This window comes from Paenibacillus sp. WG02 (assembly GCF_055396115.1).
Genome location: NZ_AP036016.1, coordinates 4,908,919 through 4,933,121, shown reverse-complemented (window position 1 = coordinate 4,933,121; position 24,203 = coordinate 4,908,919). Strand labels below are relative to the sequence as shown.

The window sequence follows — 24,203 nt, the reverse complement described above, 5'->3', positions numbered from 1 at the left end:
TCTTGCAAGAGCAGTGTTATAATAAGAAGTCGTGAGTAAGAGTGATTATCTTCGAAATAGACAGGAGTTTGGAATTACGAGATGAGTCTTTTGACAATTGAAGATTTGAGCCATAGCTTTGGAGATCGTACGCTATTTAAAAATGTATCCTTTCGACTGCTCGCTGGAGAGCGTGTAGGTATCGTTGGAGCTAATGGCGTGGGGAAATCCACGTTAATGAATATATTGACCGGAAAAGTTCTAAAAGATACAGGTAAAGTTGAATGGACGCCGCGCGTTCATTATGGATATTTGGACCAGCATTCCGTGTTAGAAGCGGGCAAAACCATTCGCGATATTCTGCGTGATGCTTTCCTTCCTCTCTTTGAAGAGGAGAAGGAGATGATGGCGATTACCGAGAAAATGGGCGACGCCACACCGGAAGAGCTTGAAGTTCTTTTGGAGCAAATGGGCGAAATTCAAGAGCGCTTGGATATCGGCGGCTTCTATATGCTGGATGTCAAAATTGAAGAAATGGGTAACGGTCTTGGCCTTAATGCCATTGGTTTAGACCGTGACGTTACTTCCCTTAGCGGTGGACAGCGGACGAAGGTTCTTTTGGCTAAACTGCTTTTGGAGAAACCGACTGTTCTTCTCTTAGATGAGCCGACCAACTATTTGGACGTTGAGCATATTGAATGGTTGAAAATGTATCTCAAAGATTACCCGTTTGCCTTTATGTTGATTTCACATGATACGGAATTCATGAATGAAGTTGTAAACGTGGTATATCACTTGGAATTCACGAAACTAACTCGCTATACGGCGAACTATGAGAAATTCCTAGATATGGCTGAAATGAACAAAACACAGCATATTGACGCGTATGAAAAGCAGCAAGAGTACATTAAAAAACAAGAAGATTTCATCGCACGAAATAAAGCGCGTGCGTCAACTTCAACCCGTGCCAAGAGCCGTGAGAAGCAACTTGATAAGATTGACCGAATTGAGCGTCCAGAGACGGCTATGAAGCCGACTTTTGTGTTCAAGGAATCACGTTCAAGCAGCAGAGTTGTTTTTGAGGCGGAAAACTTGGAAATTGGTTATGATCGTCCTCTTTTACCGAAGATGAATGTAACGATTGAGCGCGGAGAGAAAATTGCGATTGTTGGATGCAACGGTGTAGGTAAATCTACCCTTCTCAAAACGATTCTTGGTAAGCTTGAGCCTTTCAACGGTAAAACATTCCGTGGGGACTATTTGAGTCCTGCCTATTTTGAACAAGAGGTTAAAGCACCGAGCATGACACCGATTGATGACGTATGGAACGAGTTCTCTTCGATGACTCAGAATGAGGTCAGAGGGGCACTTGCCCGTGTCGGGCTCAAGAATGAGCACATCACACGTGCAATGGGTAAGCTTAGCGGTGGTGAACAAGCGAAAGTAAGGCTTTGTAAACTGCTGATGAGAGAAAGTAACTGGTTGTTATTCGATGAGCCTACGAACCATTTGGACGTTGTTGCCAAAGAAGAGCTTCAGAGGGCTTTGAAAGAATATAAAGGTACTGTTCTGCTCGTTTGTCACGAACCTGAATTTTATGAAGGTTGGGTAACAAGAGTGTGGGATGTGGAAGAATGGTCTGCAAAAGTAACCAATTAGGGGGAAATCGTTCATGTTAACTCACGTTGTGTTTTTTAAGCTCAAAGATCGCAGTCCGGAAGCAGTTGAAGTAACTAAGGCTGTACTTACGAACATGGAAGGTAAAATCCCGGTCCTGCGGCATATCGAAGTTGGAACCGACATTTTGCATCTGGAACGTTCGTATGATATTGCTTTGATTACCAAATTTGATTCCTTAGAGGATCTCAAGGCATATGACACGCATCCCATTCATGAAGAAGTGAAGGCTCATATGAAGACAGTACTTGATGGAACGTCCATTTGCGTTGATTTTGTAAGCTAATCTAGTTTGAAAAACATAGGGGAACAGTGTAGTATCACTAGAAGAGACTAGTTTGTGACTTATGTCATTAACTTGCTTATGAAACCTAGGCTGCACTGTTTTTTCCATCTAAGAAAGTATAAGTTTTCGGATCACGAATACCGCTTTCTTATTGGCGATAAAACCTAATATAGGGATCTTTGGTCGTAGACCAAAGCCTCTCCTCGTTAAACGCGGTCGCTACATCTTTGAATGATCTCGGTAGAGGTTTTCTCATCTCTTTAGAGGAAATCTAATAAATAGAAAAGGGAGGAATCCCGAGTGAAAATGAACTTAAATAAAACTTATATGACAGAAATTCTAGAGCTGCTGCTGAGGACTCCAAGCCCAACAGGTTACACGCATCACATTATGCAAAAAGTTGAACAAGAAGTGAATAAGCTCGGATTTGAGCTTACATATACCAAAAAGGGCTGCGGTATTGTGACGATTCCTGGTACCCGCCAAGACCGTGTCATTGGTATTTCTGCTCACGTGGATACACTTGGCGCTATGGTGCGTTCGATCAAAGATAATGGCACTTTGAAAATCACTTCATTGGGTGGCTTTATGATGGGCGCTATCGAAAATGAATACGTTCAAATTCATACGCGCGTTGAACGCGTTTATGATGGGACTATTCTGACATCGAGGCCATCTGTTCATGTGTATGAAGATGCACGGGAATATAAACGCGATGAAGCCAACATGGAAGTGCGAATTGATGAGCTTGTGAAGTCCAAGAAAGAGGTTCAGGATCTTGGCATTCGAGTGGGGGATTATATTTCATTCGATCCGCGCGTACAAGTGAAGGAAAATGGCTTCGTGAAGTCGCGTCATTTGGATGATAAAGCGAGTGTGGCTTCCTTATTTGGGCTATTAAAGCTGATCAAAGATGAGGGCTTGAAGCCTGAATTTACGATCAAGCTGTTCTTTTCCAATTATGAAGAGGTCGGTCATGGTTCTGCCTTTATCCCTGAAGATATTACGGATTTTATTGCCGTAGATATGGGTGCTCTTGGTGATGATTTGAGCGGAAGCGAGCGCGATGTATCGATTTGCGCGAAGGATTCCTCAGGTCCTTATGATTATCAGATGACTTCGAAAATGATTGAGCTGGCCGAGAAGCTGGAAATCGGCTATGCCGTTGATATTTATCCGCGATACGGTTCAGATGCATCTGCCGCGCTTAGAGGCGGACGTGATATTCGTGCCGCGTTGGTAGGACCAGGTGTTCATGCGTCACATAGCATGGAAAGAACGCATATGGATGCAGTAGTGAATACTGCAGACTCTTCTTGCAGCCTATATCATGGAGCCAGCCCACTCATGAATATACTTAGTGCAGTCAACATAACAAAGACGTTCGGCGACAAGGTGCTGTTCGATGATATTTCGTTCACGGTGAACGAGAAGCAGCGCATCGGTCTCATTGGCGTGAACGGAACAGGCAAGTCCACGCTGCTGAAACTGCTAGCGGGGCTTGAAACAGCGGATCGCGGCAAGCTCGTGCACGCGAACCATTTCCGAGTGGAATACTTGCCGCAGAACCCGGAGTTCGATCCGAACTCCACGGTTCTTGAGCAAGTATTCCACGGCGATACGCCGCTCATGAAGACGCTTCGCGACTATGAGCTTGCGCTTGCTGAGTTGGAGCTTGACGCCTCCAATGAGAAGAAACAAACGCGACTGTTCAGCGCCCAGTCGCGCATGGATGAGCAAGGTGCCTGGGAAGCCAGCACCTTGGCCAAAACCGTGCTGATGAAGCTAGGCATCAGCGAGTTCGACAAGCCCGTCGGCCAGCTGTCCGGCGGTCAGCGCAAACGCGTTGCCATGGCGCGCGTTCTCATTCAGCCCGCTGACCTGCTCATCCTAGATGAGCCGACGAACCATATTGATAACGAGACGGCCATCTGGCTCGAGGAGTTCCTTAGCAAATGGCGCGGAGCCTTGCTGCTCGTTACCCATGACCGGTACTTCCTAGAGCGGGTAACCTCCCGCATTCTGGAGCTGGACCGGGGAAGATCTACAGCTACGAGGGGAACTACGAGTGGTTCCTCGAGAAAAAGGCGGAGCGGATGGAGTCCGAAGCATCCAGCGAAGATAAGCGGCAGAATCTCTTGCGCCGCGAGCTGGCTTGGCTTCGTCGCGGCGCGAAGGCGCGTACGACCAAACAGAAGGCGCGTATTGGGCGCGCCGAGGAATTACGGGACCGCAAGGTTGACGGTCCCGGTGAGAAGCTTGACATGGCGCTGGCAGGCAGCCGTCTTGGCAAGAAGGTGATGGAGCTCGAAGACGTCACCAAAGCTTTCGAGAGCGGGAAGCCGCTGCTGAGCGGCTTCAGCTACATCGTGATGCCGAGGGATCGCCTCGGCATCCTCGGTCCGAACGGCAGCGGCAAATCGACGCTGCTGAACATGCTCGCCGGGCGTATTCAGCCCGATAGCGGAACGATCGAGACTGGCACGACGGTGAAGCTTGCTTACTACACGCAAGAGAACGTCGAGATGGATGAGAAGATGCGCGTCATCGAGTACATCAAAGAGGCTGCGGAGCAAATTCGTACCTCGGATGGAGAGACGATATCGGCGTCGCAAATGCTCGAACGCTTTCTCTTTTCGCCAACCCTGCAGTGGTCGCCGATCGGAAAGCTCTCCGGCGGTGAACGGCGCAGACTTTATTTGCTCCGCACTCTAATGGGAGAACCGAATGTACTGCTTCTGGATGAGCCGACCAACGACTTGGATATCCAAACTTTGACCATACTGGAAGATTATCTAGATCAATTTCCTGGGGCCGTTATTACGGTTTCCCATGATCGATACTTTTTGGATCGGACAGTTTCGCATCTATTTGCATTTGACGGCAAAGGCCAGATCGAGCCTTACATTGGCAACTACTCCGATTACTTGGAAGAGAAGCAGGAGCAAGCAGAAGCAGATCAGACTCGGAAAGAATTGATACGTAATGCAAGCTCTGCCAAGTCGGTTGGTGTTTCCAACACAGCTTCAGCTGTAGATAGCAGCAGTCCCGCTGCAGCAGGGGGCACATCGAATGCGAACCGTCCCAAGAAGCTAACTTTTAAAGAACAAAAGGAATGGGACGAAATCGAGGGTACGATAGCTTCTCTGGAAGACAAAGCAGCGAGCTTGAAAAAGCAAATTGAAGCGGCTGGCAGCGACTTTGACCGAGTTCGCGAGCTGTATGAGCAAGAGCAGCAAACGGCAGTGGATTTGGAAGCGGCGATGGAAAGATGGACTTATTTATCCGAGCTGCTAGAGGAAATAGAACGAAACAAGTAGGAGAGACTTTATCTTCGACTTTATCTTAGAGACTTTAATCTTCGATTAAAGGTCCATATATATGATATGATAGAACAAACTACTATAAAGGCAGGTATGTACTAAACATGATTAATGTTAATAACGTGACGCTTCGTTACGGCAAGAGAGCCCTATTCGAGGACGCCAATATCAAATTTACACCGGGTAACTGCTACGGACTTATCGGAGCAAATGGTGCCGGTAAATCAACTTTTCTGAAAATTCTTTCCGGTGAGATTGAGCCTAACACAGGCGAAGTCAGCATTACACCTGGCGAGAGAATGGCTGTTTTGAAACAAAACCATTACGAGTTTGACGAAATCGAAGTTTTGAAAACCGTCATGATGGGTCATGCTCGCTTGTTTAAAATTATGGAAGAGAAAGATGCTTTGTATGCCAAAGCTGATTTTACAGAAGAAGACGGCATGAAAGCGGCTGATCTCGAAGGCGAATTCCAGGATCTAGATGGCTGGCAGGCGGAATCGGATGCAGCTGAGCTTCTCATTGGACTCGGTATCCCGACTTCCATGCATGACACCAAAATGAAAGACCTTGATGGCAATGAGAAAGTACGTGTCCTCTTAGCGCAAGCCTTGTTCGGCAATCCGAATATTTTGCTGCTGGATGAGCCTACCAACCATTTGAACTTAGAGTCCATTCGTTGGCTGGAGAACTTCCTTTCCCGTTTTGAAGGCACAGTTATCGTTGTATCCCATGATCGTCACTTCCTGAACCAAGTATGTACGCATATTGCGGATATTGATTTTGGTAAAATTCAAATGTACGTCGGTAACTATGACTGGTGGTATGAGTCCAGCCAACTGGCACTTCGTTTGACAAGAGACGCGAACAAGAAAACCGAAGAAAAACGTAAAGAGTTGGAAGCCTTTATCGCACGTTTTAGCGCGAATGCCTCCAAATCTAAGCAAGCTACATCCCGTAAAAAACAACTCGAGAAGCTTACTCTTGAAGATATTAGACCATCAAGCCGTAAATATCCGTTCATTCACTTCAAAGGTGAGCGTGAAGCGGGTAAACAGCTGCTGGCTGTTGAGAAATTGTCCAAAACGATTGATGGCGTTAAAGTGTTAGACAACATCTCGTTCACTATCAATAAAGGGGATAAAGTTGCCTTTGTTGGCCCAGATGGCATCGCCAAAACGACGCTCTTCAAAATCCTGATGGGTGAAATGGAAGCGGATGAGGGTACGTACACATGGGGGATTACAACTTCCCAAGCTTACTTCCCTAAAGACAGCCAAGACTATTTCAACTCTGATTTAACTTTGGTAGATTGGCTGCGTCAATACTCCAAAGACCAAGATGAATCCTTCTTGCGCGGCTTCCTGGGCCGGATGTTGTTCTCAGGAGAAGAAGCTCTGAAGAAAGCAAATGTGCTATCGGGTGGAGAAAAAGTACGCTGCATGTTCTCCAAAATGATGCTAAGCGGATCCAATGTCCTCATTCTTGATGAGCCTACGAACCATTTGGATTTGGAGTCCATTACAGCACTTAACAATGGTCTTGTTGACTTCGACGGAACGATTCTTTTCGTCTCCCATGACCATCAGTTCATCCAAACGATAGCTACCCGCATTATGGAGATCACGCCTAAAGGACTCATCGATAAAATGTTCACCTATGATGAATACCTAGAAAGCGAAGATGTGCAAAAACAGCGCGAAGCACAATACGCGTAAGGATAAATGAAAAGCGCCCTGATTTGTTACTCTCAGGGCGCTTTTGCCTACGCAAAGCGATGTTTAGCTGCCGCCAGTACGACGACGTTGATTGTTTACTTTTTTAGTCATTTGACTTTTGCCGCTTTGATTATTGTTTCCAGCTTGTTTCGGGTTGGCGCGTGCTGCGGCTTGATCCGCTTTCTTCTGGGCAAGTTTCTGCTTGATGGCATCAGCTAAACTAACTTTTTTTTGGCCTTGTTGTTCACCCAGTTGATCTTCAGGCTTGTCTGACATAGGAACACCTTCTTTACGTGGTATGCTTTTAGTATAATCGAATCTAAGAAAAGATGAAAGAAGGTGTAGGGGATGTTTGATCCAACGATCTATGACAATATTAAGGTTGTGCTTGAGGGAGCCGTCTATGACTTGGATTTGGACGGTAAAATTATTATCACACGGCGGCAAGATCAAGTGGATCTATCCTCGATGTCACGCACATATGCCATTGAATTTGCCCGTAAGATCGATAAACCAAGTAAAGCCGAAATTAACCTGCATGTTCATTTGAGTGATTTAGCAGCTGAAATTTTAGAAAATCCATCCGCCAAGCCAGGCTGTTCGTTGACCATTAAGTTTTTTACCAAAGTGAAAAAACCAGATATCGAGTGCCCCTATATCGAAGAGCAATTAGGTGTCATTTGGGAGCAGCGACCGCAAGTCATTCAGATGCTTTCTTATGAATATGGTCAACATCCAATTTCCTATCATAATCAAATTACATTATCCTTCGGACGCAAAGTAGATGAAAGTCAAATTGATGATTTCCCTCATCTCATCGCTTATGCTGTAGAGAGTTTAGCTTGGTTGGATGAAAGAGGGAGCTAGTATGCAGGAATTAAGTGAGCAGGAACTGCTTGAGCGAGTAAGCAGAACGCAAGAAGGTTCGTTTGCTGTTTTTCTGTATACACCTCTTTGCGGTACATGCAAAGTGACGGAACGGATGTTAGACATCATTAAGACAATGCTGCCTGGCTTGCCGCTTGTAAAGAGCAATATTAATTTTCTTCCGCAAATTACTCGGGAATGGCAAATTACAAGTGTACCGTGTATAGTCATCTTAGAACAGGGAAAAGAAAAAGAATTTATGTACCGCATGCACTCGGTGGATGAGCTGTACCGTAAACTGCTGCCACTGAATCGCATGTGAATTAGAGGAGAATGGAGTTGTCGACTAATGAGTATGAGTAGTTTTCAAATAGGAGATCGCGTAACTGCTGAGTATAAAACAGGAGCTTATTTTGGTGAGGTTGTGGAGGTAAGCAGTTCGATGAAAGCGGCAGTCCGCATTCTGGCTGTAAAAGAGCACCCGACACAGGGAGATTTACATAACCCGATGGATCCAAGTGTAGCTTTTTTTCATCAACGACGAGCGTTGTCTTATCAAGAAATTGCCTTAATGCCTATATCCACCATACGTCCTTACGCGGGTCATATTCCTGATTATCAAGATTCTTTGAAGAGAGCGCTGCTCACGCAAATCAGTAAGCTGTCGGAAATGGAAGCATGGGCACGACGCTCTCTGCAGGAGCTTGATCAATTACAGAAAGAATATTTCTAGGCGAAAGATTAGGAAACTTCCAGGTACAATTTCGTGCCGTCGTTATATTTGAAAATGGCGACATCACCAATGATCTCGATCATCGAGATCATTTTTAATTTTTTGCGAAATTCAAAATTCATCTCAAGTTCCTTTAGTTTACTGGACAACAGTTCCATATGGGATCGTTTATGTGTGAAATTAAGCACAGGGATGGTTTTGTTTTTGAATTTAATGGTTAATGCTTGCATGTTTAAGCCCTCCTTCGAGTTTTCCTTTGGGAAAACTAACTTCGTACTTCTTACGTATTACCCATTCTTTAAGTCTGGTCTACACAGTAAGGATACATTTCAAATGTTAGATATGTTAGGGTCAAACTATTAAAAAAGTTTTAGCAATTTATTATATGTAAAGAATAGCTCTAGAGGGCCAGTTCCTCAAAGATTAATTTGAGCACAAGATATTGGTTGTTGCGGGGAAGGATAAGCACATTTATAATAAGAAAGATTGAAATCTAACACGTTCTGGGGGATAAAGAAATGACAGCTGGAAAGCCAATTCGTATAGGTATTATAGGTTCCGGAAATATCGGAAATGTACATATGGAAGTGCTGAAAAAAGTGCCGGAGGCCGAAATCACTGCAGTGACGGATGCCTATTTGCCACTTGCTGAAGCTAGAGCCAAAGAACATAACATTGAACGTGTTTATGAGAGTACGGACAAGCTGCTCTCGGACCCATCTATTGATGCGGTAATTATTGCCGTGTCCAATGAATGGCATGCGCCAATTGCGGTACAAGCCCTAGAGGCTGGTAAGCATGTCATGCTCGAGAAACCCATGGCATTAAATCTGGCTTCGGCTAAACAAATTGTTGAAGCGGAACGCAAAGCAGGTAAAGTCCTGATGATTCCGCACCAACTGCGTTGGGATGCCTTATCGTTAGCTGTGAAACAACAGGTTGAGAAAGGTGCGCTTGGTCACATTTATCATGCAAAGGCTGGTTGGTTAAGACGCAAAGGAATTCCGGGCTGGGGAACATGGTTTACACAAATGGGAAAATCCGGCGGCGGACCTCTGATTGATCTTGGTGTGCATATGTTGGATTTATCTTTATACTTAATGGGTAATCCAAAGCCTGTATCGGTTTATGGAGCTACCTACGCTGAATTCGGTCCGCGGAAAAAAGGGATTGGATCCTGGGGTGCACCTAATTGGGATGGTCAATATGATGTGGAGGATTTGGCAACGGCTCTGATTAAATTAGACAATGGCGCTACCTTATCTTTGGATGTCAGTTGGGCAGCTCTCATTGAAACAGATAACCAGCCTTATGTTCAGCTTCTTGGAAGCGAAGGCGGGGCTTCGATTCGCGGAACGAAAGGCAAGCTGTTCGCAGAAATGTTTGATCGCGAAGCTGACATTGACCTTACGGTGCCTGAATTCGATGAAGGATCTCGTGTCCGAATGGCGAGACATTTCTTGTCGTGTATCGAGAGCGGCTTACAGCCATTGACATCCGTCATGACGGGTTATACGAATAATTTGATCTTGGATGCGATCTACCGTTCGTCGCAAACAGGGAATGAAGTGAAATTGGATTGGGACATCTAGTAGATAGGGGCTGCAGGAAGTGAATTGGGAGTTATTTAGTATCATCGGAACGATTGCATTCGCGGTGAGTGGAGCCATAGTTGCGATGGAAGAAGAATATGATATATTGGGCGTCTATGTACTTGGACTTGTTACGGCTTTCGGCGGCGGCGTCATACGAAACTTACTGATTGGTAAACCGATCGTCTTGCTATGGGAGCAGGGTATATATTTTCAAATTGCCTTGTTTGCAATGACGCTTGTGTTCTTTATGCCCGTTCGATACATTCGATTATGGAAGACTTGGGAAGCTTTCTTTGATGCGATTGGTTTGGCTGCTTTCTCCATCCAAGGTGCGCTGTATGCAACGAATATGGGACATCCGCTAAGTGCCATTATTGTCGCCGCAGTTCTGACGGGAATTGGCGGAGGGATGGTTCGGGATGTATTAGCAGGACGCAAACCGCTCGTGCTTAAGGATGAAATTTATGCCGTATGGGGCATGTTGGCTGGTGCTTTAGTCGGACTTGGTTGGACCCAAGGCGCTTGGCAGTTAGCTGTCCTATTTTCGCTAATCGTGGTTCTGAGAATGCTATCCGTCTTTTATAAATGGAAATTGCCCAAACGTTCCTTACGGGGTTCCATCGGTGAGACAACACGTAGAGCTGATTTGTAGCATCCTATTATCTAAAGTTTGAAAGGAGGATGGTTAAGATGGAAACTTCATTGTTACAACAGCAAAAGATTTCGGCAGAGACGATTGCTTCGCGAATTATTTCGGTGAAAGAGCTACTGCAAACGGAGCTTGATATGTATGAGGTAGCTAAGGACGTAGAAACAGGAGAGCATTATCTGCATTATGCATACATGCATCGGGATTTTACGAACACCGGCGAGCTGGAATCGTTTCATTATTTGCTGCCTATTGACAGCGATGATGTGCTCGGTTTGATATTTGGCGAGCAGGGCTACGCCTATCCAGAGCATTGGCAGAAATCATTTTTGCGAAATGGACCAGAGGGATTTTACATTTGGTTCGACCCATCGCATGAAGTGCAGCAAACAGAGGATGATGCGATTGCGCAGGATCTATTAAATAAGCTGAGAGCTTTTCGTGAAAAGGGAAATGTAGATCCGGAAGCGGTTCGTAAATTACTTGAGGAACTGGATGAAACACGCAATAAAAAGGAATAGCGATAATGGAGTGTCTTTATTATATTTTTCTACATGAGCCAGCTTGCCGATGTTTCGGCGGCGGGCTTTTTTTGTTTAGTAAAAATCAGGATAAATGTCCATATTAACACTAATGGCTTTTGCTTAAGAGAGGAGGGAGAAATCATGGATACAGAGTCCTACCGTTTTGCTAACTTTGGCCCACGCGAAGATTTACTTGAAGATCTGCGCAGCCTAGAGTCCCGTATGAAGGATGAACTGGGGTATGAGGTCGCCCTAATTGCTTACACGCAAGAAGATGATCAGAGTAACAAAAGTTAAGTTTGAGCTATTAGATGGGGGGCACATATGAAAAAGACGATATTCAAAATCGTGGTGACCGCTTTACTCGTTGGCCTTTCAACAGGCTGCACAGCAGCGAGTCCCAAAAATCAAGCAGGCGCAAGCTCTTCTAACCCGAAAGCTGGTAGTTGGGATACAGGATTAAGAAACAATGAAAATCCTTCAATGGGTGCAAAAAGTGTCAATCAATCACCGCAGCCAACGATGCTTCAACCTACGATCGATAATGTGAAAGCACATATCAACACGCATTTGAATTTGAATCGGGATTTGGCGGATCAAATTATTCAAGCGGCGCACCTAGGCTCTACAGCGGTTGCAGTAACCGATAACAATATTTATGTCGCTGTTGATATGGGGGGCATGCAGGCGATGGGCGCCGATGATGGCGTTAAAATGTTAAGTAAACATAACGACCCGGAAACCGAAGCAGGCTTGTTCGGCTCGGGGGTAGGCTCACAGATGGATTGGCTCTCGGCCAAACCGCTTCCAGCGGAAAGTGCCAATGCCATTCGACATTTGTTAACTCGGATTTATCCGGAAATGAATATTTTCATCTCGTCGAATCCACATTTCGTGAATCGGATGATGTACTATGACACCCAGCAGCGAAATAATAAACGAATGGATACGTATTTGAATGAATTTAACACGATGGTCCAATATGTGTTTCCGACCTATTCCTCGGGGCAAAGAAATGTCTTACCTTAAAGTTAAAAATGCTTAAAAAGATAAATTGCGTTACATTCCATAATTGCGCTCCCTCAGCTGTATGCTGGGGGTTTTGTCGTATATATTTGCGTTCATAAAATGGTTAATGACTTTTAAAAAAAGGAGTACGACGGTGTTAACACAATTCCGTGTATCTGAATGCTTGGCACGCGTCTATCAGGATAAATGAGTAATCGGTATAAGGTCCGTGCTTATTGCAGTTCGCGAGAGTGTGATTATGTTCATAAAGAAGATGTGATTCAAGCGATTAACTTCGAAACGGCATACGGTTTGGCGCTGTATTATAATGATATCCCTTCCAAACCGAGTTGTCCGAAATGCGGAGAATCGATGGCTTTTTATTCGCATTCGATCATTGATGAGCCGTGGCTGCCCTGAAAAGCTTGACAATCTAAGCTTTCCTGATAAATAGTAAGAGGACTAAGGGATCAGGAAAGGACCATCAAGACATGATGACAGACACTTTACCACAAGAAATATATGAGCACATAGAGAAAAATAAACAGCAAAGACATAAAGAGCTTACCTCAGAAGAACGTAAACTTATTGGAACTGCAGCTTACGAAGCCCCTAGTGAAGACATTATAACGGATGCCTTGATTGCTTTGTATTTAGGCAAAAATATCTTGTTGAAGGGTCCAACAGGGTCGGGAAAGACGAAGCTGGCTGAGCACGTTTCAGCGTTCTTTGATCAGCCCATGCATGCCGTAAACTGTTCAACGGATCTCGATGCTGAAGCCTTGCTAGGATTCAAAACACTAACGCACGATGAGCACGGTCGTACTCAGATTTCCTTCATTCCCGGTCCGATCATGAAAGCTATGACGAAGGGACATTTTCTATACATAGACGAAATTAATATGGCAAAGCCTGAAACTCTGCCAATGATAAACGGTGTTTTGGATCATCGCAGATCGATTACAAACCCTTTTACAGGGGAGGTCATTACTGCGCATCCGGACTTCCGAGTGATTGCAGCGATTAACGAAGGCTATATTGGCACAGTGCCTCTGAATGAAGCCCTGAAAAACCGATTTGTGACGATTGATGTTCCCTATTTGCAAGGAGAGACACTATTTCAACTGCTTAAGAGCAAATCTGTTTTACGGGATGAAAAGCAGTTAAGAACATTCGTACAGTTATCTGCCGATTTACTATCTCTTATTGAAATGGGGCAGCTGCCCGATGAAGCAGGATCAATTCGAGCTTTATTGGATGCTTGCGATTTGACTGCGTATATTCCTCCCATGCGGGCAGTTGCGCGAGCGATCGCGGATAAGTTGGAGGATGAAAGGGAGCGTGCAGCCGTGATGAATGCGGCCGAGACGTTATTCTGAGCCTATGTTTGTAGGAAAGCTAAGCTTATTAGAGGATAAAATCGATGCAATGCTGCAAATGCAGCTTGTAGATTTGGCCCGGATGTTCACCAAGCGCAAAGAACTTGAGGTAGAAGCAGCGTTCCATTCAGACTATAAAGAAGCTTCTGCTCGATTAACTGTGAGTCAGTTTTGGTGGGATTATCCTCCAGTTGATAAAACGGCAGGAATGAAGAGCGATGTTTACCTGCGTGGTATCGGTAGTGCATGGTACACAGGGGCTGACGCGGTAAAGTCATATCTATGCTGTTGCCAAAGCGCGAGTTTCCCGAAGCTGGCTAATTCGCTCTTTGCACTATGTGAGGATATGCGGTTAGAGCGTATTTGTCGAGGCCGCAGACGGGGACGGCCCGTGTATTCGCACATCGGCATCGCATTTTGAGTGCCTATTTTCAACATAAGCTCCGGACACACCTGAGCAAAGGCGAGTTGGCAGACGCTGTTCTTTTATTGGTGTATGGTTGGTTTACTGGTTTGGAATGGCATAGAGGCTTAGAAGATGCTGGTGCTGGACTTTCTGACCGGTTAGCTCAGTTGTATCCGATTTTGGAGCAGATTGAGGAAGCGGCATATACAGCTGATGTTGCAGCTTGCTGCGAGGCGATGATGGACTCGCTGTCTTATTGGCTAGACAGAGATGCGACAGCCGCTTATTTCTGGATGCAGCCGGGCAGCGGAGTGGCGGAGCCGCTGCCTGCAGGATATAAGGGCGAGCTTAAGCGTGCGAAGAGGCTCGCCAATAATGATGTGCTCCCCGAGCAAGAAGGGGAGCGTCAATTGCCGGGCCAGGAGCACATGCCGACCTGGCACCGCGAGAGCAGCGACCGCAGCCCGGGGCTGCTGCGGTTCGAGCTGGAGCGCGGCTCGCGCACAGCCGCGCAGGGGTCTGCGCCCCGCGAGGGCGACGCAACCGACCAGGCGCTCGCCATCGCCCAAGGGCGCTCGGTGCGCGCCAGGCGCACTGGCGCCGCCTCCGGCGAGCGGCGCGAGGGTGCTGCCGTGCCCGCTGCCGCGGGGCACGGGGAGGGCGTAGTCGCCACGTATGCGACGGCGACGTGGCTGGCGCCTGCACGGCCGACTGCTGCGCAGGAGGCCGGGTACAGGCGCCTGAGCGAGCGCGCAGCGCCGCTCGCGAAGCCCTTGCAGCGTGCCATTCGGCGCACGCTGGAGCAAAAGCGGATCGCCCCGCATGGCGATCGGTTGTTCGGGCGGCTCGACAAGCGGCTAACGCGAGCCGTGACGCAAGAGATGCCGCGCTTATTCTATAAGAAGCGCGCGCCGGTACCCCAGCTCGACGTGGCGTTCGCGCTGCTCGTTGACTGCTCAGCGTCCATGTATGACAAAATGGACGAAACCAAGCTAGGTCTCGTTCTCTTCCACGAGACCCTCCGTTCCTTACGAATCCCTCATGAAATCGTGGGATTCTGGGAGGACGCGGACCGCGTCACGGAGCAGGAAGCGCCGAACCTGTTCCAGGTTGCGGTCGACTTCGGCTCTTCCTTAGCGTCCGGAAGCGGTGCGGTTCTGCTGCAGCTTGAGCCGCAGCAGGACAATCGCGACGGCTTCGCGATTCGCCGAATGACGGAGCGGCTGCTGCGGCGCACAGAACGGCAGCGCATCCTCTTGGTGTTCTCGGATGGCGAGCCTTCGGCCGCCAATTACAATGATGTTGGTATCCTCGACACCTATGAAGCCGTGCTGCATGCTCGGCGTCAAGGTATTGAGGTCATCAGCATTTTTCTGGCCAGTGGCACTGTCCACGAAACGGAGAGACTTGCTATGCGCAACATGTATGGGCGCAGCAGTATTGTCGTCCCCAATGTGGAGGATCTCGCCGAACAGTTGGTGCCTATTTTGCGCAAACTTCTGCTCAAATCTATCTTTTAATGTCGAAATCCTTTACAATAGATCAGGGTATTTTTATGTTTATGTTAGCAGAAATGCCCAGTTTATCACTATTATTGTTTTTTTACTTACATACACGTCAAACCATTTATTAGCTTACTTCGACATCACATAAGGGGGATTTCATTTCATGTACGGAGCACCATTATCGAACAAAGCCAAGAAAATTATGCTGCTTGGATCTGGGGAGCTTGGGAAAGAAGTTGTTATCGAAGCGCAGCGCCTAGGGATTGAAACAATTGCCGTTGACCGTTACGCGAATGCACCAGCTATGCAAGTAGCACACCGCAGTCATGTCATTAATATGCTTGATGGAGATCAGCTTAGAGCCTTGATTGAGCAAGAGCGTCCGGATCTTATCGTACCTGAAATTGAAGCGATCGCCACGCCAGTTCTTGTGGAGCTTGAGAAAGAGGGTTATCGCGTCATTCCTACGGCTACAGCATCCCGTTTGACGATGGACCGCGAGGGGATTCGTCGGCTTGCTTCAGAAACACTAGAGCTGCGGACCGCGAAGTATGCTTTTGCAAATAGCCTAGAAGAATTACATGCTGCAGTTGCGGAGATTGGTACACCATGTGTCATTAAACCGATCATGAGCTCCTCGGGTAAAGGTCAAAGTGTTTGTCGCACACCTGAAAATGTAGAACAATCATGGAACATTGCAATGGAAGGCGGCCGCGCGAAAAACGCTCGTGTCATAGTAGAAGAATTCATTCATTTTGAGTCTGAAATTACGTTGTTGACGGTTCGTTCAGTTTCAGGCACAACCTATTGTGAGCCGATTGGTCACATTCAAAAGGATGGAGATTACATCGAATCCTGGCAGCCTCATGCGATGACGGAGCAGCAAATTTCAGACGCCCAACACATGGCCAAAACCATTACGGACGCACTTGGAGGCTTCGGTCTTTACGGGGTTGAGCTGTTCCTGACCAAGGAAGGGGTTTATTTCAGTGAAGTTTCGCCGCGACCGCATGATACAGGCATGGTCACAATGGCAACGCAGGATTTGAGCGAGTTCGCCTTGCATGCTAGAGCTATTCTGGGGCTGCCAATCACAGGAATTCGTCTTTTGACGCCAGGTGCTAGCTATACCCTTAAAGCTGATCGTGAACAAGTAGAGTATACAATTAGCGGATTAGAGCAAGCTTTATCCGTACCCAATACACAGGTTCGCGTCTTTGGTAAACCGGAGACGAAGGTGGGACGCCGCATGGCGGTTGCACTGAGCAGTGCAGATACGGTAGAGGAAGCGCGAAGCTTAGCGAAGCAAGCAGCCGGACTGCTTAAATTAAACTACGAATAAGATTAGATTATCCAAGTCAAGTCATCATCAGGAGGCAAGCATAATGGAAGCAAAACCAGCAAGACTCTCCCGAACCGTGTTGACAGAAATTATTTTGCCGGCAGACACGAATTATCATAATACCGTGTTTGGCGGCCGAGTCATGCAATATATTGATAAGGTAGCAACGATTGCTTCGATGCGCCATTCACGCAGAGGTGTCGTAACTGCATCTAGTGATAGCTTAGACTTCTTCGCTCCTGTCAAACTAGGTGAGGCTATTCAGTTGGAGGCATTTGTTACGTGGACGCATCGAAGTTCGATGGAGGTTTATGTGAAAATCGAGTCGGAGAACCTTCTAACAGGCGAAAAGAAGCGTACTGCGACGGCCTACCTAACCTTCGTGGCATTAGATGATAACGGACAACCGTGTCCGGTACCGGAAATCATCCCTGAAACAGATGAAGAAAAACGCCTATTCGAAACAGCTGAAACGCGATTTGCCGCGCGCAAGCTGCGCAAAGAAGAGCGTAATTTAAACATGTAGTCTTTTTTATTGAAAGAAATCGATACTGCCAATATTATGGTATAATATGCCATAAACAAGGATTTGAAGGAGTGAGGACGATAGAACACTATTTGTTCAAACAGCTGGCTTTCGTGAGGGGCCAAACCTTAAAATTGATGGATGGCGTTACCGAGGATACAGCTGACCGTATCCCCGATGGTTTTCGAAATACGATCCGTTGGCAGCTGGGGCACATTTACGTGGTGCTTGAACGGTTCGCCTTTCAATATTTGGGACTGCCGCTTCGTTTGCCTGAAGGGTTCAAGGAGCAGTTTGAGTATGGTACTACGCCTTTAAACTGGCCCGATTCCATTGTCGTTCCTACCTTGCCAGAGTTGGAGAACTTGCTGAAAGATCAGCAAGAGCGGATACTTGACGTGCTTGGTCTTCGCATGCAAGAGAAGATTGTCCCACCTTACACAACCTCAGCCGGAATGACCTTGGAAACGCCAGAGCAGTTTCTTAGTTTTAATTTGTACCATGAAGGCATGCATATAAGTATCATTAAACTTTATAAAATTTTATTACGAGATTCATCGTCAACGTAATGGTAAAAGCGCATGTTGCTTTAGTGACGTGCGCTTTTTTGCGCACATTTTTGTCTTCGGGACGGATACTCCAAGGGGGGGGGGCTGTCCTTTTTGTTTTGCTCCTCGTATGAAATAGAGGGATATTTTGGAATTTATTGAATTAAAGAAAGGAGTGATATTCAATAGAGGAGAAGATATGCATGGATAAAGTGATAGATTATTATAATAGATTTGACGAATGGGGCCGGCTTGATAGAGAGCCAATTGATTGAGCAATTTGATGCATCTTTAATGTTGGGACCTTTATATCATTTACAAACATCAGCTGACCGGGATTCTGCCGTACAAGAATTGCATCGAGTTACTAAGCAGGATGGAATTGTATTTGTCGCATTTATGACAAGGATACGTCACCTAACCACTTCATTATTATTCCCTCAACACTGGAAACCGAATGATAATATAGCGGATATCAATTTATTTTTGGAAACGGGTATATTTAATCATCAGGACGAAGGAAGATTCACAGGGGCGTATTATTTTAACATAGAAGACATTAATCCATACATGGAATCTCAGGGATTTGAGACCATCAAATTGATTGGGTCATCTAGTATTGCTGGCTCATTTAAGCAAGAGCAATTTGAATATTGGCGTTCTCGTGGCGATGAAGAATTTCAAGAAGTAATGAGTTTGATTTACAAAGAATCTGAGAACCCTCACATATTGGGCATATCTTCACATTTATTGTATATCGGTCGAAGAAAATAACTGATCACGAGTAGGTGATACAGTTAAATAAAATCAATTTAATCGGAGAGAAGTGATATAACTTTGGGCTACATAATGGATTTAAGAAAGATCGTTGGAACAAGACCTTTAATTACGGCCGGTGCTTGTGTCATTGCTCTTCAAAATAACTCCATTTTATTTGAGAAAAGAACAGATAATGGCATGTGGGGATTGCCCGGTGGATCCTTAGAGCCTGGGGAAACAATGGAACAGGTAGCAAGAAGAGAGTTATTTGAAGAAACCGGTTTACGAGCCATGAAGCTTGAATTATTAGATGTATTTTCAGGTCAGGAGCTTTACTACAAATATCCGCACGGAGATGAGGTCTATAACGTAGTGGCAGCTTATATTTGTAAAGAATTTGATGGAATTATCAATCAAGACGAGTCCGAGGTAGCAGAAATTAGATTTTTTGAATTAGGTGAGATACCTGTCAATATTAGTCCTCCAGATAAACCAATCATACATGCTTTTTTAAAAGAAAATCATTAATCAACAATTCATCGGATAAGTGAAAAAAGAAATCACCTCAAGTCATAAAAAAGAAGGAGCCATAGAATGTCCGAATATTACTGGGACAACAAGATTGAATATTTAAGAAATACTCGAGGATTGTATTACAACGATGATTATTTAGAATTTTTAGTGAAGACGGTATGGAAGATTGTAAAACCGGTAAACATCATCGATTATGGTTGTGGCTTTGGATATTTAGGGCTTAAACTGTTGCCTCTTTTACCTAAAGGATCAACCTATACGGGAATTGACAAGGGGAATGAACTTATTAATACAGCAAGGGAAGTCTTTCAAAATCAGCCTTATCCATCAGAATTTTTCATAAGTGATATTGAAGAAGTAACAATCGACAGAAAGTATGACGTAGCTATTTGTCATGCTTTTTTATTACATATAACTGATTCGAAGAAAATACTTCAGAAGATGATTGATTGTGTTTTAGATGATGGAATGGTCATTTGTTTTGAACCACATTGGATTGCTAACATGTCAAACTACGGTTTTGATGAATTGGAGCAGTCTCAAGTGATTAAATTGGGTATTTTGCAAAAATTGTACGAGGGAGATTCTAATCACAAGGGTAAGGACGGAAATATTGGAATCAAATTACCTATCTATCTCAGTCGGTTAGGTTTAAAGAACGTTGAGTGTAGAGTAAGTGATAAGGTTAATTTCTTGGATCAGAATATGGACTTGCTAAGTAAGCGAAGTCTTTATAACTCTTTGAGGGAAGAAGGTTTAGGGGAATTACCTGGAGAGAAAGAGGAATTTGTTCATAATTTAGTGAATCGGGGCTTAATGCTGAATGAGGCGATGGAGCAATATGAAGCTGAGTTGCTATTTTCAAAGGAATTCGATGATCATTCTTACTTAACCTATGCACCAAACATGAAAATTACATTTGGTACTGTAATGAGATAGAGGAATTGCATTAACTGGAAGGTAATAAGAAATCCCGCGAAAGGAAGAGAAACCATGGGTCATCCAATTAGAGATATTAACTGGATAGTAAAAAGCAAAGTAATTGATTCATTGCTAGAACAAGGTAGTTCATTAACCATTATCCCTTTGGATTCTGGACTTGAAGCAGAAGTAACAAAAATTTGTACAGCCGAAACAAGCTTTGTATTAAAAGTATGGAATAGGGATTCAAAGCCAGATGTTGAACGTCAGTATAAGTTGCTAGATGCTCTTTATATCCGAGGGTTATCAGTTTCAAAGCCTTTTGGTTGGGGTTTGGATAAGAATAAAAATCAAGTTTTACTAACCAGTTTTGACGGGTCACCTATAAATAAAGTAAATCAGTCTAAACTTACTAAACTTGCAAAGATATTAACCAATATTCATAGATTTCCTCTAGAAGATTTGGATTGTTTAATACATCAAAAACATGATTTTGTCAGCTATTTTTATCCGAGAATTGAAGAACATCAGGACATTAAGAATCTATTAATCCGGCTTACTGAAAGTGCGAATCTTAAACAAGATTGTCTTATTCATGGTGATTTTAATTTGGGAAATATTTTGGAAGCGGAAGGTAAGTATACAATAATAGATTGGACGAACGGGCAGCTTGGTGACCCAAGATATGATATTGCTTGGTCAATTGTTTTAATTAAGATTTATGTTGGAGAAAGGTATGGTTCCGTTTATCGTTCTGCTTATAAATCGCAAAATCAATATACAAATGAAGAACTAGAATTATTTGAGGCAATAGCTTGCCTTAGATGGTTATTATTTAATAGGATTGTTGGTCTCCCTAAAAGCTCAAATACAATTACCAGAGTAAAGAACATATTAAAGAGTAATTTACATTTAAATGGAAATTTACTTTGAAAGCGACATGATGAAGGCTAGGATATTTACGAAATCCTTTAAAACGAATTTATTAAGCATTGATAATGCAGCATCAGGATAATATAGGTTCGCCTTCATTATGGGCAACTTCTGAGATGTTATTAAAATTATTGAACTTGAGGAAAGGTGAATCAGGGATTTCACCAAATATGAAAGAGAAGGTGTTCAAATTGCAATTAGGAATGCCAACTTTAATAGAATTTAAAACAATTGAACAGAATGTTGATCTATGTAAAGAATTAGGTCTTGATTTCATTGAACTAAATATGAATCTTCCGATATGTTTACCCGAGAATTTAAGTCATCCATTCATCCGTAGAGCTCTCGAGATGTTAGCGAAGTTCGAAAATTTTCGCCTCACATGGGAAGTAGGGCACGGTGCAAAAGTTAACTTTAAGGAAGAGGTCGTATTCCGCGAATATACTGATCGCATTAAGCATATGCATCTCCATGATTGCAATGTTAATTCAGACCATCAGCCCTTATATAGCGGTAATGTCCCAATTAATGATCGACTTCTTTTTGCCGAAAAAAATGACTTGTCTGTTGTAATTGAAGTAAAGACTAGTGCATCGTTAAGAGAATCAGTAGAACAAATAAAGAAAAATTACGCGGACCTGGGCGCGTGTGGATCCAAGATGGAGACGGAAGATAAGAATTGTACACGTAACGCATAGCAAAAGAAAGCCCGGAAGCGAATTACAAATTCGCACCGGGCTTTTCCTATGTTCTTATTTGGTTCCACCTTCTGCAAGGATGGTTTCCCAAATTGCGCCTTTGCCATAAAGCTCTTTGTTTACTTTATCCCAACCTCCGAGATATTCAATGTTGAATAAGCCAGCAGGCGTAGTATAGTTTTTCTCGTATTTCTTAGCAACATCAGGTAGGACGGAACGGAAGCCTTTTTCTGCGAATATTGTTTGTGCTTCAGGTGTATATAAGAAGTCTAGGAACGCTTGCGCTACTTCACGATTACCATGTTTGTCTACGTATTTATCAATAAGGGCAACTGGATTCTCGATGGATGTTGTGTATTGTGGAATGACTTCAACATACTTTTTACCGGATTGAATACGAGCCAGAAGCTCATTTTCATAGGTTACGATCGCATCGCCAACACCTTTATCGAAGGTAGTAAGGGAATCTGCTCCACTTTTATCCAACACTTTAATGTTTTTGTATACTTTGCTTACCAGGTCTTTTGCTGCGGCTGGGTCTTTTTTACCTGCAGCTTCGGAAGCTTTCAGGCCTGCGCCGTAGATGGCGTTAATATCCCATTTGGCACCGCCGGAAGTACTTGGATTAGGAATCAGAACTTCAACACCCGGTTTCGTCAAATCTGCCCAGTCTTTAATTCCTTTTGGATTGCCTTCACGAACACCAATTGCAGCGATCGAAGCTGTGATATTACCTTTGTAAGGATTATTTTTCCAATCGTGCGTAATTAAACCCTTCTCAGCAATCTTTTGAATATCACCTTCCAAAGACAGTGGAGCGATATCTGCTTCAAAGCCTTGAATAATGGCAGTAGCTTGCGCACCGGAAGCCACATAGGATTCTTGGAATTCAACAGTTTGACCCGTTTTCTTTTTCCATTGATCTTTAAATTTAGGAATAATGAGATCGAAGGATTCTTTGACGACCGAATAAGCTCCAAGTGTAATTGTCACTTTGCCGCCTTCAGCCTTTGGAGCAGCGCTTGCCACGGATGTTGATGCCGCCGCTGCAGATGGAGAAGGTGAACTACCCGATTTCGTCCCCGTTCCGCAGGCTGTTAGAGCAATACTTGCTGTGAATAATGTTGCTGTGATTAAGCCAAGCGTTTTGAAATTTTTCATGGTTTACAACTCCCCTTCTAATGTATACACAAATTTTATATAAAAACAGGCAGTGGATCTTGTTTAGCCTGATTCTCAATCAACTTATTGTCCGTTTTCGTAAACACGGAGATGTGATGGATGAGGATATTTACCTCGTCTCCAGGTTGGTAAATCTTTTCCTTTACGGACTGATAAGCAAATAGCTTGATTGCCCCTGTATCAATTTCCAAATACCAGGAATCTCCGCGGAAATGAGCATGTGTGACTTTCCCTTTTTCCCCAGCAGTAGCGAGATGAGCAACATCATGGTTGCGAACTTCAATGGATTCTGGTCGAATCATTACATTAACGTCTGGAAGCCATTGACCATCCTTCTGTAATTCTTCTAAGTAAGGAAACCCGATTAGTGGGGTATATTGAGAAATAATATTAGATTCTCCAATGAACGAGGCTACAAAAGAGGAAGCAGGCTTCGTGTAAATCTCCCAAGGACTTCCTTGCTGCTCAATTTTTCCGCCCTGAACAAGAATGATTTCGTCCGCAACTTCGATGGCTTCATCCTGATCATGCGTGACGAATAGGGTTGTTACTTTAAACTCGTCGATGAGGTTTCTCAGCCAAACGCGGAGCTCTTTTCGAATTTTTGCGTCAATGGCTGCAAAAGGTTCGTCAAGCAAAAGCAGTTGAGGTTCGGGTGCTAAAGCTCTTGCGAAGGCAACTCGTTGGCGTTGACCGCCAGAGAGCTGATGAGGGTATTTACGTTCACTGCCGGCAAGCCCCATCAAACCCAAAAGGTAAGAAACGCGATCTTGAATGAAGTCCTTAGGCTTTTTCAAAACCTTTAGGCCATAAGCCACATTTTCAAAAACAGTCATATGCTTGAAGAGGGCATAGCTTTGAAATACGAAGCCAATTCCTCTTTCTTGAACCGGAAGATGAGTCGCCAGTTTCCCGTCGAAGTAAATATCGCCAGAAGTTGGGCTTTCTAGTCCCGATAACATTCGAAGAATGGACGTTTTACCGCCTCCGCTTGGCCCGATCAAACCGACCAGATGACCTTTCGTTATGCTGAAATTGACGTCCTTGATGGCATGAAACTGCCCGAAATGTTTATTTAGGTTTTTGACTTCGATATGCATGCTGGGGCTCC

27 protein-coding genes and 2 pseudogenes are annotated in these 24,203 nt (G+C 44.6%); 25 read left to right on the top strand and 4 right to left on the bottom strand.

Annotation, left to right across the window (positions count from 1 at the left end; all coding sequences use genetic code 11):
- The first annotated feature begins 81 nt into the window (after positions 1-81).
- The 5 genes and pseudogenes from ACBP55_RS22450 to ACBP55_RS22430 all read left to right on the top strand — a co-directional run bounded on the left by ACBP55_RS22450 (position 82) and on the right by ACBP55_RS22430 (position 6,983).
- Positions 82-1,638, top strand: a complete 1,557-nt coding sequence (locus ACBP55_RS22450; protein ID WP_029195946.1) for an ABC-F family ATP-binding cassette domain-containing protein — start codon at positions 82-84, stop codon at positions 1,636-1,638.
- A 13-nt stretch (positions 1,639-1,651) separates the two neighbouring features.
- Positions 1,652-1,942 carry a Dabb family protein gene (locus tag ACBP55_RS22445; RefSeq protein WP_464645090.1) on the top strand — a complete coding sequence of 97 codons (291 nt, stop codon included), beginning with the start codon at positions 1,652-1,654 and terminating at the stop codon, positions 1,940-1,942.
- A gap of 306 nt (positions 1,943-2,248) precedes the next feature.
- A pseudogene (locus tag ACBP55_RS22440) lies at positions 2,249-3,190 on the top strand (M42 family metallopeptidase); the annotation flags it as partial.
- Positions 3,191-3,289: 99 nt separating this feature from the next.
- Positions 3,290-5,262 (top strand): annotated as a pseudogene (locus ACBP55_RS22435) (ABC-F family ATP-binding cassette domain-containing protein).
- 107 nt (positions 5,263-5,369) lie between these two features.
- Positions 5,370-6,983: an ABC-F family ATP-binding cassette domain-containing protein gene (locus ACBP55_RS22430; protein WP_056839070.1), complete on the top strand. Its 1,614-nt coding sequence runs from the start codon at positions 5,370-5,372 to the stop codon at positions 6,981-6,983.
- Positions 6,984-7,046: 63 nt separating this feature from the next.
- Here the strand turns inward: ACBP55_RS22430 and ACBP55_RS22425 are convergent, their stop codons facing one another.
- A complete protein-coding gene (locus ACBP55_RS22425) occupies positions 7,047-7,259 on the bottom strand; it encodes a hypothetical protein (RefSeq protein ID WP_464645089.1) in 213 nt (70 codons plus the stop codon).
- Positions 7,260-7,331: 72 nt separating this feature from the next.
- Between ACBP55_RS22425 and ACBP55_RS22420 the strand changes: the two genes are divergently transcribed.
- Genes ACBP55_RS22420 through kapB form a run of 3 tightly spaced genes read left to right on the top strand, consistent with a single transcriptional unit; the run spans position 7,332 to position 8,583 of the window.
- Positions 7,332-7,850, top strand: a complete 519-nt coding sequence (locus ACBP55_RS22420; protein WP_464645087.1) for a hypothetical protein — start codon at positions 7,332-7,334, stop codon at positions 7,848-7,850.
- 1 nt (position 7,851) lies between these two features.
- A complete protein-coding gene (locus ACBP55_RS22415) occupies positions 7,852-8,172 on the top strand; it encodes a thioredoxin family protein (protein WP_464645086.1) in 321 nt (106 codons plus the stop codon).
- 27 nt (positions 8,173-8,199) lie between these two features.
- Positions 8,200-8,583, top strand: coding sequence for a kinase-associated lipoprotein KapB (gene kapB / locus ACBP55_RS22410; RefSeq protein ID WP_464645084.1), 384 nt, complete (start codon positions 8,200-8,202; stop codon positions 8,581-8,583).
- A gap of 8 nt (positions 8,584-8,591) precedes the next feature.
- Here the strand turns inward: kapB and ACBP55_RS22405 are convergent, their stop codons facing one another.
- Positions 8,592-8,813, bottom strand: coding sequence for a hypothetical protein (locus ACBP55_RS22405; protein WP_056839079.1), 222 nt, complete (start codon positions 8,811-8,813; stop codon positions 8,592-8,594).
- Positions 8,814-9,101: 288 nt separating this feature from the next.
- Between ACBP55_RS22405 and ACBP55_RS22400 the strand changes: the two genes are divergently transcribed.
- The 17 genes from ACBP55_RS22400 (at position 9,102) to ACBP55_RS22320 (ending at position 21,910) form a co-directional block, all read left to right on the top strand.
- Positions 9,102-10,175, top strand: a complete 1,074-nt coding sequence (locus ACBP55_RS22400; protein WP_464645081.1) for a Gfo/Idh/MocA family protein — start codon at positions 9,102-9,104, stop codon at positions 10,173-10,175.
- A 19-nt stretch (positions 10,176-10,194) separates the two neighbouring features.
- Positions 10,195-10,830, top strand: a complete 636-nt coding sequence (locus tag ACBP55_RS22395) for a trimeric intracellular cation channel family protein (RefSeq protein WP_029195935.1) — start codon at positions 10,195-10,197, stop codon at positions 10,828-10,830.
- Between the two features lie 38 nt (positions 10,831-10,868).
- On the top strand, positions 10,869-11,348 hold the full coding sequence (locus tag ACBP55_RS22390) for a hypothetical protein (RefSeq protein ID WP_464645079.1): 480 nt from the start codon (positions 10,869-10,871) through the stop codon (positions 11,346-11,348).
- A gap of 144 nt (positions 11,349-11,492) precedes the next feature.
- On the top strand, positions 11,493-11,648 hold the full coding sequence (locus ACBP55_RS22385; protein WP_173190299.1) for a hypothetical protein: 156 nt from the start codon (positions 11,493-11,495) through the stop codon (positions 11,646-11,648).
- Positions 11,649-11,675: 27 nt separating this feature from the next.
- Complete coding sequence (locus ACBP55_RS22380; protein WP_464645076.1) at positions 11,676-12,380, top strand: hypothetical protein; 705 nt, start codon at positions 11,676-11,678, stop codon at positions 12,378-12,380.
- 186 nt (positions 12,381-12,566) lie between these two features.
- Positions 12,567-12,779 carry a hypothetical protein gene (locus ACBP55_RS22375; protein WP_029195932.1) on the top strand — a complete coding sequence of 71 codons (213 nt, stop codon included), beginning with the start codon at positions 12,567-12,569 and terminating at the stop codon, positions 12,777-12,779.
- Positions 12,780-12,850: 71 nt separating this feature from the next.
- Entirely contained in the window at positions 12,851-13,738 is an 888-nt protein-coding gene (locus ACBP55_RS22370; RefSeq protein ID WP_464645075.1) for an ATP-binding protein, read from the top strand.
- Positions 13,716-14,159, top strand: coding sequence for a hypothetical protein (locus ACBP55_RS22365; RefSeq protein ID WP_464645074.1), 444 nt, complete (start codon positions 13,716-13,718; stop codon positions 14,157-14,159). The genes ACBP55_RS22370 and ACBP55_RS22365 overlap by 23 nt, the downstream gene beginning before the upstream one ends.
- Positions 14,156-15,664, top strand: a complete 1,509-nt coding sequence (locus tag ACBP55_RS22360) for a cobaltochelatase CobT-related protein (RefSeq protein WP_464645072.1) — start codon at positions 14,156-14,158, stop codon at positions 15,662-15,664. Before ACBP55_RS22365 ends, ACBP55_RS22360 begins: the two co-directional genes overlap by 4 nt.
- A gap of 148 nt (positions 15,665-15,812) precedes the next feature.
- Positions 15,813-16,991, top strand: a complete 1,179-nt coding sequence (purT, locus tag ACBP55_RS22355) for a formate-dependent phosphoribosylglycinamide formyltransferase (RefSeq protein WP_464645071.1) — start codon at positions 15,813-15,815, stop codon at positions 16,989-16,991.
- Between the two features lie 43 nt (positions 16,992-17,034).
- Positions 17,035-17,517 (top strand): acyl-CoA thioesterase, encoded by a 483-nt coding sequence (locus tag ACBP55_RS22350; protein WP_029195928.1) that lies wholly within the window; start codon positions 17,035-17,037, stop codon positions 17,515-17,517.
- A 71-nt stretch (positions 17,518-17,588) separates the two neighbouring features.
- Positions 17,589-18,086 carry a DinB family protein gene (locus tag ACBP55_RS22345; RefSeq protein ID WP_464645070.1) on the top strand — a complete coding sequence of 166 codons (498 nt, stop codon included), beginning with the start codon at positions 17,589-17,591 and terminating at the stop codon, positions 18,084-18,086.
- Between the two features lie 231 nt (positions 18,087-18,317).
- The gene (locus ACBP55_RS22340; RefSeq protein WP_464645068.1) at positions 18,318-18,839 is read left to right on the top strand and encodes a hypothetical protein; all 522 of its coding nucleotides are present in this window, start codon (positions 18,318-18,320) and stop codon (positions 18,837-18,839) included.
- A gap of 63 nt (positions 18,840-18,902) precedes the next feature.
- Positions 18,903-19,352: an NUDIX hydrolase gene (locus ACBP55_RS22335; protein ID WP_464645066.1), complete on the top strand. Its 450-nt coding sequence runs from the start codon at positions 18,903-18,905 to the stop codon at positions 19,350-19,352.
- 66 nt (positions 19,353-19,418) lie between these two features.
- A complete protein-coding gene (locus ACBP55_RS22330; RefSeq protein ID WP_464645064.1) occupies positions 19,419-20,297 on the top strand; it encodes a class I SAM-dependent methyltransferase in 879 nt (292 codons plus the stop codon).
- Between the two features lie 54 nt (positions 20,298-20,351).
- A complete protein-coding gene (locus ACBP55_RS22325) occupies positions 20,352-21,212 on the top strand; it encodes an aminoglycoside phosphotransferase family protein (RefSeq protein WP_464645062.1) in 861 nt (286 codons plus the stop codon).
- Between the two features lie 65 nt (positions 21,213-21,277).
- Entirely contained in the window at positions 21,278-21,910 is a 633-nt protein-coding gene (locus ACBP55_RS22320) for a hypothetical protein (RefSeq protein ID WP_464645060.1), read from the top strand.
- A 54-nt stretch (positions 21,911-21,964) separates the two neighbouring features.
- On the opposite strand, the gene ACBP55_RS22315 is transcribed toward ACBP55_RS22320, so the two are convergent.
- Both ACBP55_RS22315 and ACBP55_RS22310 read right to left on the bottom strand, forming a co-directional pair.
- Positions 21,965-23,071, bottom strand: coding sequence for a sulfate ABC transporter substrate-binding protein (locus ACBP55_RS22315; protein WP_464645058.1), 1,107 nt, complete (start codon positions 23,069-23,071; stop codon positions 21,965-21,967).
- Between the two features lie 35 nt (positions 23,072-23,106).
- Entirely contained in the window at positions 23,107-24,192 is a 1,086-nt protein-coding gene (locus ACBP55_RS22310; RefSeq protein WP_464645056.1) for an ABC transporter ATP-binding protein, read from the bottom strand.
- Positions 24,193-24,203 lie beyond the last annotated feature (11 nt).